The sequence below is a fragment of the Polynucleobacter sp. UB-Raua-W9 genome, from assembly GCF_018687435.1.
Classification (GTDB): Bacteria; Pseudomonadota; Gammaproteobacteria; order Burkholderiales; family Burkholderiaceae; genus Polynucleobacter.
This window is the reverse complement of record NZ_CP061290.1, coordinates 1,579,774-1,595,698: the sequence shown is the minus strand read 5'-3', so window position 1 is coordinate 1,595,698 and position 15,925 is coordinate 1,579,774. Positions and strand designations below refer to the sequence as shown.

Here is a 15,925-nt window from a genome sequence, read left to right as displayed (position 1 = left end):
TTTTTAATTACTCGATAGCACTTGCTCAAGCTGTCTGATAAGATTTTTTCTGGCTCGCATTGCATGTAGCTCAGAGAGTTCAGCAGCTTTTCTCTCATCCCCATTTTTAATGGCATCTGCAATTGCCTGATGTTCATCCCAAATAGTTGAGCCTTGGGTAGATTGCAGTACAGCACCCATCACTCGGCGAAGATGCACCCAATGTAAGTGAGCGCTTTTGGCAATGAGTGGATTTTCTGAAGCCTCATAGATTGCACTATGAAAAGCCATATCTGCATCAATCAATGCCTTGACATCGCTCTTTTCAGATACAGCACGACCATGTTTGATTAGTGCGGGATTAATCACACATTTCTTTTGGGCGGCTAGTTTTGCCGCCAAAGAATCCAATGCGCCGCGTACTTCATACAGTTTATCGATCCACTCAATATTTAATGCAGTGACTTGCAGGCCTCTACCGGGGGCGTCTTCAACAAAGCCATCATTCTTCAACATGCGCAGTGCCTGAAGCACTGGCAAGCGAGAAACATTCATTTGTTCAGCAATGTCTTCCTGGGTAATGCGTGTTCCGGGCGGAAGAGAGCCATCACTAATTGCATCTAATAGGGCGGTGTAAACCGCTTGGACATAATCAGTTCTAGCTGGCAGTTTATTAAGTTGTGAAAGCATCTTTTGGGGTTCTGGAAGCCTGAAATCGTGTTTTGGGGTTTGCACCCATTTAAAAAATATTATATACTCTGTATACAGTATACAGAGTAAAAAGACCAGTCAATTAATAGGAGACCCCAGTAATGACAAGCAAACAGGAGCAGGCAGAAAAGAAAGTTGGCGCCTCAGCTGGAGCAAGTGGCACACCTAAGAAATTAGTACCCTACGGTGGCTACTACACCAATAAAGTTCCTGGTCATGAGCCAGAACTCACCGAAGTGGGTCCAGGCACTCCAATGGGTGAATACATGCGTGGCTTTTGGCATCCAGTTTGTATGTCAATTGAGCTCACTGACACGCCAAAGTTTTTAACAATCTTGGGCGAAGAGTTAGTCGCGTTTCGTGATGGCAGCGGAAGAGTTGGTTTGCTGCATGCGCATTGCGTACATCGTGGCGCTTCACTTGAGTATGGCTTGATTCAAGAACATGGAATTAAGTGTTGTTATCACGGCATGGTGTTCGATGTGGATGGGACGTGTTTGAATGCACCTTTTCCTAAGGGCGAAGAAGCTGAAGCAGAAAAATATGCATGCTCCATTCAACAGGGCGCCTATAAGGCATTCGAAAGAAACGGTTTGGTATTTGCGTATATGGGCGCTCCAGATAAAGAGCCACCATTTCCTGAATGGGAGTCAGATTTTACGGTAGCACCTGGAGATGAGTTAGTTCCTTACAGTAATTTTCAGCATTGCAATTGGTTGCAAGTACAAGATAACGCTGCAGATAATTTCCACACAGCTGAATTGCATGCTGCCAAGAACGTGGTTGGTGGTCACTACCAGGGCACTACATTTGATGAGGTGGGAGCCCCTACGATGGAAGTTCATCCTGATATGCAGTTTGTCCCCATTCATGGCGGTAGAGGTTTGGCCTGTTCTGGCGCTCGTCGTGTAAATAACGAAAAATTATTTATACGAGTTCAACATCAGGTATTACCAAATCTGAGTTTGCATGCTTACACATCGGAAGATGGTTCTAATAAGAAATTATTTAGTCGCTTTCATATCATCCGCTGGACAGTTCCAGTCGATGATATTAATAGCAAGATGATTGGTTGGCGTGTGATGGGCCCTGGTATTGATACTCGAGGCATCGGACAAAAAGAGTTGGTTGGATATGAGTCAATTGATTTCTTAGATGGTCAGGTTGCCTTAAGGAGAAATGAGCGTTTTGGCAATCACACGATTAACGATCTTGTGGAGATTCCATCTGATCACAGAGCACGCCCTAACTACAAAATGGCCCAGTACGCCCCTGGTGACTATGAAGCCATTATTAGCCAAAGACCAATTGCTATTCATGCATTAGAGAACCCCACAAAGTTTGATGCCGGCCCCTATTTATTTAGAAAGATGTTGCGTGATGCAGTGCGTGGATCTAATCCTGCAGCGAGTGCGGAAGCATTTTCTGAGTGGCTCAAAGAAATTAATGGCGCACCTAACAGCTATTGCTCTGGCAACGTTTTTGAATTGCCAATCGGCACTAGCACTGAAGAAGAGGTGGCTCAAAGACGCTTTGTCGCTAAGGGTGTGATCGCTATTCTGACGGAGAGTGAGCAGTACAAGGGCAAAGAACGTAACGACTTTGTAAAAGCAAAAATGGAAGAGCTTGAGCAAACTGCAAAGGCACAATTCAAGCATTAATCAATCAATTGGAAGGGATGGGCTGCTATTGCAGCCCATTCTTTTTGTGGAGAGAGACAAAAAAAGTGAATAAAATTTCCAGCGTGGACTCTGAAGGGTTAGTGATTGAGGTTCAGAGCACTGGCCAAAAAATAAGCATCACGAGAGCCGAATCAATCATTGATGCTCTAGCTAAGATCGGCATTGAAGTTCCAACCTCATGCCAATCCGGGCTTTGCGGCACCTGTAAGACAAGATACATCAGTGGTGATGTAGAGCATGGCGATTGCATTTTGAGTGAAACTGAGCACCAGGAGTATTTAACTCCCTGTATCTCCCATATTAAGAGCGGAACACTGGTACTTGATTTATAAAAAGATATACGTATTAGGTGCAGGTGCAGTTGGCTGCTATTTCGGCGGTATGTTGGCTCGTGGGCATCATGACGTCACTTTTATCGCTAGGCCAGAGCGTACCGCAGCTCTGAATGAGTCTGGTTTGGAGATGGATTGCAAAGCATTTCATGAAACAGTTCAGGTTAAAGCAAGCGCTGACCCTTCCATTCTGAGTGATGCGGATTTAGTATTACTGAGTGTGAAGTCTCTCGATACAGAGCGCATGCTAGCTGAGGTGAAATCTATTCTGCCAAGTAAGGCGGTCATTCTGAGCTTGCAAAATGGTGTGGCTAATATTGGTCTTGCTTCCAAAATCATTGCTAATCCGATTTATGCGGCGGTTGTGTATGTTGCTGCAGAGATGATTGGTCCAAGAACTATGAAGCATCATGGTAGAGGAGAGTTGCTGATTGGCAATCTAGGGCAGGACACCTCTGTTGGCGATCAAAATCTCAAACAGATCGCCAGGCTATTTGAAGAGGCAGGTGTTCCATGCTCGCTTGCGCCCCAGATTAAAAGAGATATGTGGCTCAAGTTTATGGTGAACTGTTCTTTTAATGCTATCTCGGGTATTGGCCAAATACCCTATGGTGAAATGATGAAGTCCCCTGGTATTGTCAAGCTGATCGAGGAAATTACTAATGAGTTTTTGGTAATTGCTGCGCATGAAAAGGTTGACATTAGTATGTCGGAGGCGCTTGCGGTAAATAAATCTATAGCAACCACGATGCTTACCCAAGTTTCCTCAACTGCTCAAGATTTGGCTAGAGGAAAAATGACGGAAATTGATTTCTTGAATGGCTATATTGTGGAGCTAGGTAAGCGATATAAGGTCGCTACTCCGTATAACGAGTCAGTTTATGCATTAGTCAAAATGTTGGAATCTCAAATTAAATAGAAGGGTTTAAACCTTCTGCATCAATTTGTTTTTCCCAAGAGGCGTCAATAAATGCGGGTAACTTCATACACTCATTAAAGATCTTCATTAGAGTGGGGTAAGGACTCATATCCATTTTCGTACTTACAGCATTAAAGAGTTGGGGCACTAGACAAATATCAATGAGACCAGGCTGATCACGAAAGGCAAAACGTCCAACGCGGGGATCGGCGCCTAATTGTTTTTCAAGGCTGTCCAGTCCCACCTTAATCCAATGTTGGTACCAAGTATCTTTGGCCTCATTACTTGCCCCAACCTGTTTTATTAGGTAACGAAGCACTCGTAAATTACTGATGGGATGAATATCAATAGCGATATCCATTGCTAATGAGCGCACCCAAGCGCGATCGATCGGTGAACTTGGGAGTAGTGCTGGCGTGGATTGAATCTCATCTAAGTACTCAATGATGGCGAGCGATTGATGAATGCAATTTTTTCCATCATCCAATAGCGGTACGAGGCGAGTTGGATTTTTGCTTATATAGGCCTCAGATAGTTGTTCGCCACCATTTTTACTAAGGTGGATAGGAATCACTTCATAGTCCATACCCTTGAGATTAAGTGCAATACGAACACGAAAAGCTGCCGAGCTGCGCCAGTAGCTATAAAGCTTGGGTTTCATATAAGTACTTTCCTTGGACTCATGGCTAACAGTATATTAAGGAAGCGAATTCGAGTGAAGGGCTTTTCAATTCCTTTAGACTGTTTGTTATGGATGAAATTAATTTTTGGATTGGCATCATTGCAACCATGGCCTTTGCGGTCACTGGCGTCCTTGCGATTGCTGATCGTGGCGTTGATCTGTTTGGTGTTTTAGTGCTCGGTTTAATTACCGCAATTGGCGGGGGTACTATTCGGGACATTATTTTGGAAGCCCCCATCTTTTGGTCTGAGGGCCAGATTTATGTTTGGCTTGCATTGGGCGCTAGCGTCCTAACATTTTTTGCCGAATCTTTTTTTACTCAACCTCAGATATACCGATGGATGCTATATATCGATGCTTTTGGTGCCGCACTGTTTGCTATTCAGGGAGCAGACAAGGCCTGGGGCATGAATTTCGGTTTGCCGGTAGCCCCGGTTATATTAGGCGTAATTACTGCAATTGGCGGGGGTTTATTGCGGGATATTTTGGCAGGCCGGAAAACACTTTTAATGTCTCATGAGTTGTATGCAATTCCGGTAACGCTAGGATGTTGTGCTTATGTATTGGTATTGAACTTCATTCCTCAATATGCGATTGAGGGTTCCGTACTTTGCATGTTAGGAATTTTTGGATTACGCGCAGCCGCCATTTATTGGGATCTGCGCGTACCAAAAATGTTTATTACTAAAACGCGCTAACAGCCCCGTCACTACGCGGGTCCCAGCCTCCCCGTAAGGTGCCGGATGGATCTCGAATGATGCAGCCAGCATGACCTACTGTCTCATCAAAAGCATCCAGCATCTCAATTTCATGACCCATGGCATGTAATTCTTTTGCAACCCATGGACTAAAGCGAGATTCTAATTTCAGGCTATCACTGGTTTGACCCCAGGTACGACCAAGCAACCAGCGTGGGCGACTAATGGCATCCTGTGGATCAAGCCCATAGGTAGCGGTACGGGTGAAGACGGCACATTGCGTTTGAGGTTGGCCATCACCACCCATTGTTCCGTAAACCATAGAGCGACCATCTTTAAATAAGGCCATGGCGGGATTAAGTGTATGGAAAGGTTTGCGATAAGGCTCAAGATGATTGAGCGTCTTAGGATCTAAGGAGAAGCTACAACCGCGATTCTGCCAATTCACGCCTGACTTCGGTAAAACAATGCCAGCACCAAACTCGTGATAGATGCTTTGAATGAAGGAGACGCAGTTGCCATCACCATCAATCACCCCCATCCAGATGGTATCTGCGGGACCTTTGCCCTGGCCCCATGGTAAGGCCTTGTTGGAATCAATATTCTTGGCAAGTTTTTTCAAGAACGCAGGAGATAAAAATGACTGCGCATTTTTACTCATGTAGGCGGGATCGGTTACAAATTGATCCCGAATCTTAAATGCTTGTTTGGTAGCTTCAACGCAATGATGCACATACTCTGTACTATCCACCTTAAAGCGTTTTAAGTTCAATTGATCCAAGATGCCAATGATCATTAATGACACTACGCCTTGGGTAGGCGGCACCATGTTGTACACATTACCCAGACTATGTTTCAGTTCAAGCGGATCAATGAGTTTTGCATGGTGACGATGGAGATCGCTTAAACGCAAGGGACTACCAATATCGGTAAGCTCCTTTGCCAATAAATTAGCAAGGTCACCACGATAAAAATCCTCAGTACCTTTGCTTGCAATCTGACGCAGTGTTTTAGCTAGCCGCTCTTGCTTGAAGATGCTTCCAACAGCTGGTGCTTTGCCGTTGACTAGGAAGGTTTGGGAAAAACCAGGAATAGAACTGAGCTCTTCACGCTTTTTGGCGGTAAGGCTCGATTGGCTGTAGGTGACTGGAACGCCTGCTTCAGCATAATGAATCGCATCAGCTAATAAGCGAGATAAAGGAATCTTCCCGCCTAGACCTTGCTTAGAGAGTTTGTGTGCCGCACCCCAACCAGAGATCGTGCCTGCAACGGTATTTGCTGCAACTGGACCGCGAAACGGAATTGCTTTTGTGATACCCCGCTCTGCGTACCATTGTTTGCTGGCTAAACCAGCTGCTGCGCCACAGGCATCAATACCGCCCATTGCCTTGCCAGGCGAGTGAATGACCCAGAACGAGTCTCCGCCAATTGAGTTCATGTGAGGATAAACGACAGCAATGGTAGCTGCTGCAGCCACCATTGCTTCTAATGCGTTACCACCTTCTCTCAGAACCGCTAATGCCGATTCAGAAGCAAGGGAGTGCGGTGCAACCGCCATCCCTTGAATACCCCACTTTGCTTGCATTGCAAAACCCCTCTAATTTTTTATCCTACTATTTTTATATTATTTATTTTCTCGCAATTGCCGCTCGATATCTGAACTAGAGTCGACCGTGATCTCATTTTGCTCGACACCAGCTAATGGATCAACGGATGGCCCACTAGCATCAAAAGCAACAGTTGGCTTATCCACAAAGTAGGTCACTGTTTCTGGGATGAAGATGATGATGGCTACCAGAATTAGTTGCAGACCAACCCACGGCAGGGCTCCGTAATAAATATCCGAGCTCTTTAGTGATTTTGGTGCAACGCCTCGCAGATAAAACAATGCAAATCCAAACGGGGGATGCATGAATGAGGTCTGCATATTGGCACCGAGAAGCACGCCAAACCAAATCAGATCAATGCCGAGCTTGTCTGCAACCGGAGCTAATAATGGAATGATGATGAAAGCGATTTCAAAATAGTCTAAGAAGAAGGCCAAGAAGAACACAAACAAGTTCACCACAATTAAGAAGCCGACTTGACCGCCTGGTAGGCCAGACAAGAGGTGCTCAATCCAAAGGTCGCCGTCCACACCGCGGAATGCCAAACCAAACACTGTAGAGCCAATCAGAATGAAAATCACCATGGCATTGATGCGCATAGTGGAAGTCATTGCTTCCCAGACCAAAGGCTTTTCTAAGCGCTTATTCATAGCAGCGAGAAGTAATGCTCCCACGGAGCCCATTGCGCCGCCTTCAGTTGGAGTAGCAAGGCCCATCAAGATGGTTCCTAGTACCAAGAAGATCAGTGCGATGGATGGAACAATGCCCCATAAGATTCGCTTGAACAATTTCCAGTCGATTTTTGGACGAGCTTCTGGCGGAAGTGCTGGTACGTCTTGAGGTCTGAAAATCGATAAGAAGAAAATAAACAAGCAGAACAGCACTACCTGAATGATGGATGGTCCAATGGCGCCGGCATACATATCGCCAACAGACTTACCTAACTGGTCAGCCAGCACAATTAACACGAGTGATGGTGGTATGAGTTGAGTGATAGTTCCAGATGCAGCAATCACACCAGTCGCTACGCGCGGGTTGTAACCGTAGCGCAACATGATTGGCAGAGAAATTAATCCCATTGCAATCACTGAAGCAGCAACGGTTCCAGTAATGGCTCCCAGAATCGCACCAACAATAATGACGGCATAAGCTAAACCACCGCGGATTGGGCCAAATAGCTGACCCAAGCCTTCGAGCATGTCTTCCGCCAAGCCGCACTTCTCAAGAATCGCACCCATGAAGGTGAAGAAGGGAATTGAGAGCAATAAGTCATTCGAAAGAATGCCAAACACTCGATCTGGTAGGGCTTGCAAGAATGTGGGCTGGAACATGCCCATTTCAATGCCGATGAAGGAAAAGAATAAGCCTACAGCGCCAAGAGAAAACGCGGCAGGATATCCGAGCAATAAAAATACAATCAAGCCCCCAAACATGATGGGGGCCATTAAATCTTGGCTAATCATTGGAGAGGTCTTTCGTACTTAGGATCGATTTGAATCATGCCAATAATGGCTGCGTAGCGTTTGATAATTTCAGAAATACCTTGGAGCGTTAATAAGAAAAAGCCCAAAGTAATCACGCCGCGCACTGGCCAACGAATGAGGCCGCCGGGGTTGCTCGAGGTCTCATTTTGAATCACCGAAGTGATAAAAAATTCCCAGGAGTAAAAGCCGATGATGATCGTTACGGGTAAGAAGAAGACAATGCCACCCCAAAAATCCAACCAAAGTCGAACTTTATTGGGGTACATTGCATAAAGGACATCTACTCGCACATGTTCATTGAGGCGGAAAGTAGTCGCGGCACCAAACATCACCATGCCGGCAAATAAGTACCACTGGGCTTCCAGCCAACCATTGGAGCTGATATTGAAGCCGTACCGAATCAGCGCATTTGCTGTGCTGACCAGTACGGCAATTAATACCATCCAACTCGCTAATACACCAAAACGGTCATTTAAACGATCAACGAAACTTGCGAAAACTAAAAATTGTTTTGGCATATCAGATTCTCAGTAAGGTTTTATTTGACCGGATTTGTCAACATGAAGCTCATGAGAGTTTGCTCAGCAACTTTATTCCACAACATTTGATCATTGCGGAATTTTTTCCAAGGCTCATAAATCTTCTTAAATGATGGATTCTTGGCCGCTTCTTCTTCATACATTTCGAAAGCTGCAGTAGATGCGGCTTTCATAATTTCTGTTGAATAAGATTGCAGCTTGACGCCATTCTTAATTAAGCTTTGCAAAGCGATTGGGTTTTTGTAGTCGTACTCAGCCATCATGTCAATGTTGCATTCTGCGCAAGCTGAGGTCAAAGCTTCTTGATATTGCTTTGGTAACTTTTCCCATTCTTTGATGTTGACGTACATGGAGTACATCGAGCAAGCTTCCCACCATCCTGGGTAGTAGTAGTAAGGGGCAATTTTGTAAAAGCCTAATTTTTCATCATCGTACGGGCCTACCCATTCAGCCGCATCAATTACGCCTTTTTCAAGAGCTGGGTAAATATCGCCACCGGCGATTTGTTGTGGGATTGCGCCTAAGCGGGACATTACTTCTCCGCCGAGTCCGGCAATACGCATTTTCAAACCTTTAAGGTCTGCAACAGTTTTTACTGGCTTTTTAAACCAGCCGCCCATCTGAGTTCCAGTGTTACCTGCTGGGAAAGAAATAATGTTGTAGTCACGTAAGAACTCACGTTGCAGTTTCAAGCCGCCACCCCAATACATCCAGGCATTTTGTTGGCGCTGATTCATGCCAAATGGGACGGTTGTGTCAAAGGCAAAAGTTTTGTTTTTGCCTACAAAGTAATAGCCAGCAGTGTGAGTGCACTCTACAGTTCCTTGTTGCACTGCATCAACAGTACCGAAGGCTGGAACGATTTCACCTGCGCCAAAAATCCGGATTTGGAATTTGCCGTCCGTGAGAGCGGCAACGCGTTTGGAGATGAACTCGCCACCGCCATAAATCGTATCTAAGCTCTTTGGAAAACTAGAGGCACAGCGCCATTTCACTTCCGGCATGGATTGTGCAATCGCCGGTGCAGCCAATACGCCCGCGGCAGCGCCAAGTGCGGTCTTACCTAAAAAGTCACGTCTTTTCATTTGGAATGCTCCTTGTTTAACATTTTCGAAATAGCATTTTTTGATAATGCCTTTTTTATTAACTTCTCAGACTATTAGAGCGAAGTGCGGTCATATTACTTTCCAAGTTTGCACCTAGATGCACGAATATGCACCCCAATTGTGCATCTAGGTTTAGAGGCGCTCCATTTCATATTGAGATGATGGTTTAAGTGCATTGCATCAAATCCATATTTCTCGGGAAAACCCCGAGTCAAATCGATGAGGAATTACCCTAAGTAATGGATTTCTTTGATTTTTTTCAAAGCATAATCAATCCGTTGTTTTTTATTTAATAAAAATAGTTAGGAGCTACTGATGTCAACATCAACTAAAGCAGCCCCAATGACCGCCGCAGAGCGCAAAGTTATTTTTGCTTCCTCTTTGGGTACGGTTTTTGAGTGGTACGACTTTTATCTTTACGGTTCTTTGGCTGCCGTTATCGCCAAGCAGTTCTTCTCAGGCCTAGATGCTGGCTCTGCCTTTATTTTCGCCTTATTGGCTTTTGCTGCTGGTTTCATCGTGCGCCCATTCGGTGCATTGGTGTTTGGCCGCTTAGGCGATTTGATTGGTCGTAAGTACACCTTCTTGGTCACCATCCTCTTGATGGGTGGCGCAACCTTCATTGTGGGGATTTTGCCTAACTATGCAACTATTGGCGTTGCTGCCCCAGTGATCTTGATCGCATTGCGTATGCTTCAAGGCTTGGCTTTAGGTGGCGAGTACGGCGGCGCGGCTACATATGTTGCGGAACATGCTCCTCATGGCAAACGTGGCGCATACACAGCATGGATTCAGACTACAGCTACTCTTGGCTTATTTCTCTCCCTGCTCGTGATTTTGTTCACACGTGAATTTACTGGCCCAGACTTTGATGTTTGGGGCTGGCGTGTTCCTTTCATCGCTTCTATCGCATTGTTAGCAATTTCTGTATGGATTCGTTTGTCCATGAATGAATCACCAGCTTTCAAGAAGATGAAAGACGAAGGCAAGTTGTCTAAGTCTCCTTTGGGCGAATCATTTGGCCAGTGGAAAAACTTGAAGATTGTGATCTTGGCATTGTTTGGCCTGGTTGCAGGTCAAGCGGTAGTTTGGTACACAGGTCAGTTCTATGCTTTGTTCTACCTCACCCAAGTATTGAAGGTAGATGCGAAGACTGCAAACTTATTGATTGCTGCTTCGTTGGTCATCGGTACACCATTCTTCGTAGTATTTGGAGCTTGGTCAGACAAGATTGGCCGTAAAGTGATCATCATGAGTGGTTTGTTATTGGCTGTAATTACTTACATCCCTAATACTCCTGTTTCTGTGTTCAATGCTTTAACTCACTTTGCTAACCCAGCGTTAGAAAAAGCAATGGCAACCGCACCAGCAACAATCACCGTTGATCCAACTGAATGTACCTTCCAGTTCAACCCAACTGGTACAGCGAAATTCACAAGTTCTTGCGATATTGCAAAACAAGTGATGGCTTCCAACTCTGCGAGCTACAGCACTGTTGCTGGCGCACCTGGTTCTACCGCAATTGTGAAAATTGGCGATATTGAAATCAATGGCTACACTTCAAAGGGTGTTGATCCTGCTGAAGCTAAAGCCAAGGATGCTGAATTCAAGAAAGCCATTCGCGAAGCGTTGAATAAAGAAGGTTATCCAGCCAAAGCTGATCCAGCACAAATCAACTATGTTGCTGTGTTGTGCTTGTTGGTGTACTTGGTGATTTTGGTAACCATGGTTTATGGCCCAATCGCTGCGATGTTGGTTGAGATGTTCCCAACTCGTATTCGTTACACATCGATGTCCTTGCCATACCATATTGGTAACGGCTGGTTCGGCGGCCTGTTGCCAACGATCTCCTTCGCCTTGGTAGCGCAAAACGGTAACATTTACTACGGTCTCTGGTACCCAATCATCATCGCTGCGATGACATTGGTAATCGGTGTATTGTTTGTTCGTGAAACCAAAGATGTAGATATCTATGCACGTGACTAAGCTTTTTTAGTCTGCAGTAAATTAAAAGCCCGATCACAAAATGATCGGGCTTTTTTATTCCCATAAATCTTTTTGATTGCGATTGTGTAGTAGCTTTTGATTTTGATCGGCAATCGAAATATCTCTTGTCCCTGGAACAATGCCGATCTCTGCGCCAGCAGTCAAAGTACCAGTCTTGAGGACTCGCAGATACCAGCCACTAAAACCGGATTGCAGCATGGCCTTGCTCGCGCCCTTATAGCCCAATTTGGCATTGAATTTAAAGCAGGGCTCGCGTAACTTGACAACAGCAAACTCTAGTTTGCCAATAAATAACTTATCCCCAACAAAAACTTCAGTCTCTAGCAGGCCTTCGATGGTGAAGTTCTCACCAATTGCACCATGTTGTAGATCAATAGGTTTTTTAGTTTCTCGGGTGAGTAGCTGATTCCAAAAAGCGTAATGCTCTGAGGGGTAAACATAAATTGCTTTTTCTAATCCACCATGCACGCTGAGATCGGCTTGCTCATCACCCTTAACACCAAGGGTAGTAATTTCAATGGCGTTGGGGTTTTGTAGATTGCTAATGCTCTGTTTATGAATTGCAGAGCCAACCGATTTGTAATTGGGATGGTGGTTGCTAAACAGCGGCAGAACTTTGCCTGCCGATATAGACAGTAGTCTCATAGACGAAGAGCTCATTAGTAGCGACAGCGCGCATCGCTTTTGTATTTTGTGAAATACACAATCAAGTCTGCTTCTGATTTGTATTGGGTGTAGTAGATCACCGCACGGGCATCACTTTTATATTTTGTATAGAACCACACTCCAGGTTCGTTATCGCTGGAGTATTGGGTGTCGTAAACAATGCAGTTGGCTTCCGACTGGTATTTACTTACAAAGACCTTGGCATTCGCTTCAGACGGGTAATTAGTGATGAAAATTTGAGCTGCAGACGCACTCAGAGCCATAAAAGCACTTAAAACAGCCAAGATCAAGAATTTGAGGGGATGTTTTCTCATTGCCCTATATTACTTTCCGCCGTCCATTGCGGGTAGTGTTGGTATTGTCAGGGTACGAGAAAGCTTAACTATGCCGCTTCCTGATTCATTAATTGATGGGCTTTTGGCATTGACCAATAAATTCTGCCCTAGCAATAGTGCGCTCGTTGGCGTTTATTTGTTCACCAACAGCCCAAATGGCGTCAATTTCCGCTAATGAATGCGTGCTTACGTTGTAAATAATGCGTTTACGTTGTCTAGTGCCGTTTTCTTCTTTAATAAAATTGCAGCTAATGATATTGGCCTGGTGGGTGCAGTCATAATCATCGATTTTATAATCTTGGAACTTATAGGTTCGCGTGACTTGAGGTGTAACGGATTCTTGCTTTGCTTTGGTCTTAATGGCAGGCCCGTAACAGCTTAATGTTAAGTTATCAGCATTTTGGGAGCAAGCTAGCAGTGCGCTAATCAGCATCAGCGTTATAAATAGTTTCACGACAACCCCTTGTATTTTTAATAACTATAAGTGATTTCTCCCCCCGCTACTTTTGAGTCTCCATAATCTATCTAATGGGCTCTAAGTGGGTGCTGTGGGCCATATTTAGACAGTAGCACTTAATTACGCTAAAATAGTCAGTTCGGCGAATTAGCTCAGCTGGTTAGAGCGACGGAATCATAATCCGCAGGTCCGGGGTTCAAATCCCTGATTCGCCACCAAATCTCAAGGCCATTGCCCACCGGCAGTGGCCTTTTTCTTAGGTTGGCTAGAATCATCTGATGGCTAAATTTTGGAACTTTGTTCTTTTTCAGGCGGGTTGGTTTGCCTGCGTATTGGGCGCGGCTAACCAGCAGGTGTTGTGGCCTGTTCTTGGCACTCTGGCCTATATCGCTTTTCATGCTTGGCGTTCACCATCCCCCAAAACTGAATTAAGCCTCTTATTTAAGGCCCTTATTTTTGGGGTGGTTACTGATACCCTCATTATGCGTTTGGGGTATTTGGATTTTCGAGATAGCTGGCCATCCCCCTTTCTATCGCCCATATGGATGTGGACTCTTTGGGTGTTAGTGGCCACTACTATTAATGGCTCCTTATCTTGGTTGCGGGGTAGGCCTATCGTGGGGGCTGTATTGGGAGCCATTGCTGGCCCTATGTCCTATGAGGCTGGTATTCGGATGGGGGCTGGAGAATGGGGTCCTGGGGGTCAAATTATCGGTTTCATCTTATTGGGACTGGTTTGGGTCGTGGCAATACCCCTGTTTTTCTATTGGGATCGAACCCCTATCGAGCAGGGCTTAGTAAAAAATCTGTAAATTCCTGTAAAAAGTATCTTGCAAATACTACTGTTTTTATATACAGTAACTTCTAAGTTGTGAAACAGTAGATAAAACTTCGGGAAAAAGCCCAATACAAAGCGAAAAGGAATCAAAAATGGCCTTGGATGACAAAAGAAAATCAGCCTCCTCAGAATTTGAGGGAATGAGCGGAGACAAGCAAAAAGCATTAACAGCAGCCTTAGCGCAAATTGAGAAGCAATTTGGCAAGGGTTCAATCATGAGATTGGGCGATGCTGAAATTAGTCAAGATATTCAAGTGGTATCCAGTGGATCACTCGGTCTTGATATTGCCCTTGGAGTTGGCGGTCTAGCACGTGGTCGAGTGATTGAGATCTACGGACCAGAATCATCCGGAAAAACAACATTGACTCTGCATGCGATTGCAGAAATGCAAAAGCTCGGTGGTACTTGCGCCTTTATTGATGCTGAGCATGCTTTAGATGTTCAGTACGCATCACGTTTAGGCGTTGATGTAAATAACTTGTTGATCTCTCAACCTGATACTGGTGAACAAGCTTTAGAAATCGCTGATGCGTTAGTGCGCTCAGGCTCTATTGATTTGATCGTAATTGATTCGGTTGCTGCATTGGTTCCAAAGGCTGAGATTGAAGGTGATATGGGAGATTCATTGCCAGGCCTGCAGGCTCGTTTAATGAGTCAAGCGTTGCGTAAGTTGACTGGCGCGATCAAGCGTACAAATACAACCGTAATCTTTATTAACCAAATTCGCATGAAGATTGGCGTGATGTTTGGTTCGCCGGAGACTACAACTGGTGGTAATGCACTGAAGTTCTATGCCTCTATGCGTTTGGATATTCGTCGCATCGGTAGTATCAAAAAAGGTGATGAAGTGGTTGGTAATGAAACCCGTGTGAAGGTTGTAAAGAACAAGGTTTCTCCTCCATTCCGCGAGGCGATTTTTGACATCATGTACGGCGCTGGTATCTCTAGAGAAGGCGAAATCATTGATATGGGCGTTGAGGCTGACCTCGTTGAAAAATCCGGTTCTTGGTATAGCTACAACGGCGATCGTATTGGTCAAGGTAAGGATAATGTGCGCGAGTTCTTAAAAGAGAACCCAGCAATTGCCAAGGATATCGAGGCAAAGATTCGCGAAAAGTTGGGTGTTAAATCTGGCTCAGCGGTGGTTACTGATGTGCTGAGCGAAGAAGAGGAAGTCGAATAGTTCGATGTCTGAGCTAGATAGCAAAAGCAAAGAAAGAACCAAACAAAGCCCGAGTCTCAAAGCTCGGGCTTTGCGTCTTTTATCGCTCCGAGAATATAGTCGTAAAGGTTTGGCCGCAAAGCTTGCAGAATCAGAGGCGCGGTGGGCAAAGTTGGGGGGTGAGCAGGCTGACCAGAACCCAGAATCTATCGATTTAAATATTGAGGCTGTTTTAGACGAATTTGAGGGCAGGGGCTGGCTCTCGGATGAGCGTTTTGCAGAGGCATTGGTTCGCAGGCGTAGCGAGCGGTATGGAATGCGAAAAATACAGGGTGAATTAGAGCGAGCTGGGATTGATTCGAAACAATCGGCGAAACTCTTGGCCGGCCTCAAGGAAACAGAGTATCAACGCGCCTATGAGCTTTGGACTCGAAAGTATGGAGAGCGAGCCTTGGATCAAAAAGAGCGTGCCCGGCAGTATCGCTTTTTAGCCTCAAAGGGTTTTAGCTCTGAAGTGGTGGCAAAGGTCATTGGCGGGCAACAGCCTGATTAGGGCAATTACGGATCGGAGATGGGTAATTGCCGCGTTGCAGCATGCTAGACTTATGAAGTCGGTCAAGCCATTCACATTTATTCAAATTTAGCTAATTTAGCTATTTCCAGGGTAAGTTTGGGATCAAGGCAACATCGGTTTAACTAATCCTCATCGCTTGCTAAAAA

The 15,925-nt window shown here is 45.2% G+C and carries 17 protein-coding genes and 1 tRNA gene; 9 read left to right on the top strand and 9 right to left on the bottom strand.

Annotation, left to right across the window (positions count from 1 at the left end; translation table 11 throughout):
* Positions 1-3: 3 nt before the first annotated feature.
* Positions 4-669, bottom strand: a complete 666-nt coding sequence (locus AOC07_RS08130) for a GntR family transcriptional regulator (RefSeq protein WP_215357468.1) — start codon at positions 667-669, stop codon at positions 4-6.
* Positions 670-791: 122 nt separating this feature from the next.
* On the opposite strand from AOC07_RS08130, the gene AOC07_RS08125 reads away from it, so the two are divergent.
* The 3 genes from AOC07_RS08125 to AOC07_RS08115 all read left to right on the top strand — a co-directional run bounded on the left by AOC07_RS08125 (position 792) and on the right by AOC07_RS08115 (position 3,623).
* Positions 792-2,351 carry a Rieske 2Fe-2S domain-containing protein gene (locus tag AOC07_RS08125; RefSeq protein WP_215357467.1) on the top strand — a complete coding sequence of 520 codons (1,560 nt, stop codon included), beginning with the start codon at positions 792-794 and terminating at the stop codon, positions 2,349-2,351.
* Between the two features lie 65 nt (positions 2,352-2,416).
* Positions 2,417-2,704, top strand: a complete 288-nt coding sequence (locus AOC07_RS08120) for a 2Fe-2S iron-sulfur cluster binding domain-containing protein (protein ID WP_251369627.1) — start codon at positions 2,417-2,419, stop codon at positions 2,702-2,704.
* Positions 2,694-3,623, top strand: a complete 930-nt coding sequence (locus AOC07_RS08115) for a ketopantoate reductase family protein (RefSeq protein WP_215357466.1) — start codon at positions 2,694-2,696, stop codon at positions 3,621-3,623. The genes AOC07_RS08120 and AOC07_RS08115 overlap by 11 nt, the downstream gene beginning before the upstream one ends.
* Here the strand turns inward: AOC07_RS08115 and maiA are convergent.
* A complete protein-coding gene (gene maiA, locus AOC07_RS08110) occupies positions 3,616-4,284 on the bottom strand; it encodes a maleylacetoacetate isomerase (protein WP_215357465.1) in 669 nt (222 codons plus the stop codon). The genes AOC07_RS08115 and maiA overlap by 8 nt on opposite strands.
* An 89-nt stretch (positions 4,285-4,373) precedes the next feature.
* On the opposite strand from maiA, the gene AOC07_RS08105 reads away from it, so the two are divergent.
* Positions 4,374-5,003 (top strand): trimeric intracellular cation channel family protein, encoded by a 630-nt coding sequence (locus AOC07_RS08105; RefSeq protein ID WP_215357464.1) that lies wholly within the window; start codon positions 4,374-4,376, stop codon positions 5,001-5,003.
* On the opposite strand, the gene ggt is transcribed toward AOC07_RS08105, so the two are convergent.
* Genes ggt through AOC07_RS08085 form a run of 4 tightly spaced genes read right to left on the bottom strand, consistent with a single transcriptional unit; the run spans position 4,990 to position 9,718 of the window.
* Positions 4,990-6,588: a gamma-glutamyltransferase gene (gene ggt, locus AOC07_RS08100; protein ID WP_215357462.1), complete on the bottom strand. Its 1,599-nt coding sequence runs from the start codon at positions 6,586-6,588 to the stop codon at positions 4,990-4,992. The genes AOC07_RS08105 and ggt overlap by 14 nt on opposite strands.
* A 39-nt stretch (positions 6,589-6,627) precedes the next feature.
* Positions 6,628-8,073 (bottom strand): TRAP transporter large permease subunit, encoded by a 1,446-nt coding sequence (locus AOC07_RS08095; RefSeq protein WP_215293050.1) that lies wholly within the window; start codon positions 8,071-8,073, stop codon positions 6,628-6,630.
* Positions 8,070-8,612, bottom strand: coding sequence for a TRAP transporter small permease subunit (locus AOC07_RS08090; RefSeq protein ID WP_215293048.1), 543 nt, complete (start codon positions 8,610-8,612; stop codon positions 8,070-8,072). Before AOC07_RS08090 ends, AOC07_RS08095 begins: the two co-directional genes overlap by 4 nt.
* A gap of 20 nt (positions 8,613-8,632) precedes the next feature.
* Complete coding sequence (locus tag AOC07_RS08085) at positions 8,633-9,718, bottom strand: TRAP transporter substrate-binding protein (RefSeq protein ID WP_215293047.1); 1,086 nt, start codon at positions 9,716-9,718, stop codon at positions 8,633-8,635.
* A 336-nt stretch (positions 9,719-10,054) separates the two neighbouring features.
* On the opposite strand from AOC07_RS08085, the gene AOC07_RS08080 reads away from it, so the two are divergent.
* Complete coding sequence (locus tag AOC07_RS08080) at positions 10,055-11,725, top strand: MFS transporter (protein WP_215293045.1); 1,671 nt, start codon at positions 10,055-10,057, stop codon at positions 11,723-11,725.
* 54 nt (positions 11,726-11,779) lie between these two features.
* On the opposite strand, the gene AOC07_RS08075 is transcribed toward AOC07_RS08080, so the two are convergent.
* From AOC07_RS08075 to AOC07_RS08065, 3 genes are all read right to left on the bottom strand, one after another.
* Positions 11,780-12,391, bottom strand: coding sequence for an MOSC domain-containing protein (locus tag AOC07_RS08075; RefSeq protein WP_215357460.1), 612 nt, complete (start codon positions 12,389-12,391; stop codon positions 11,780-11,782).
* A gap of 14 nt (positions 12,392-12,405) precedes the next feature.
* Positions 12,406-12,726 (bottom strand): DUF6150 family protein, encoded by a 321-nt coding sequence (locus tag AOC07_RS08070; RefSeq protein WP_215357459.1) that lies wholly within the window; start codon positions 12,724-12,726, stop codon positions 12,406-12,408.
* A gap of 88 nt (positions 12,727-12,814) precedes the next feature.
* A complete protein-coding gene (locus AOC07_RS08065) occupies positions 12,815-13,201 on the bottom strand; it encodes a hypothetical protein (RefSeq protein WP_215357458.1) in 387 nt (128 codons plus the stop codon).
* Positions 13,202-13,345: 144 nt separating this feature from the next.
* Here AOC07_RS08065 and AOC07_RS08060 point away from each other — a divergent pair.
* From AOC07_RS08060 to recX, 4 genes are all read left to right on the top strand, one after another.
* Positions 13,346-13,422 (top strand) — tRNA-Met (locus AOC07_RS08060).
* 60 nt (positions 13,423-13,482) lie between these two features.
* Entirely contained in the window at positions 13,483-14,016 is a 534-nt protein-coding gene (locus AOC07_RS08055) for a DUF2878 domain-containing protein (protein WP_215357457.1), read from the top strand.
* A gap of 166 nt (positions 14,017-14,182) precedes the next feature.
* Positions 14,183-15,226 carry a recombinase RecA gene (recA, locus tag AOC07_RS08050; protein WP_251369725.1) on the top strand — a complete coding sequence of 348 codons (1,044 nt, stop codon included), beginning with the start codon at positions 14,183-14,185 and terminating at the stop codon, positions 15,224-15,226.
* Between the two features lie 4 nt (positions 15,227-15,230).
* Positions 15,231-15,758: a recombination regulator RecX gene (recX, locus tag AOC07_RS08045; RefSeq protein ID WP_215357456.1), complete on the top strand. Its 528-nt coding sequence runs from the start codon at positions 15,231-15,233 to the stop codon at positions 15,756-15,758.
* The last annotated feature ends 167 nt before the right edge of the window (positions 15,759-15,925 follow it).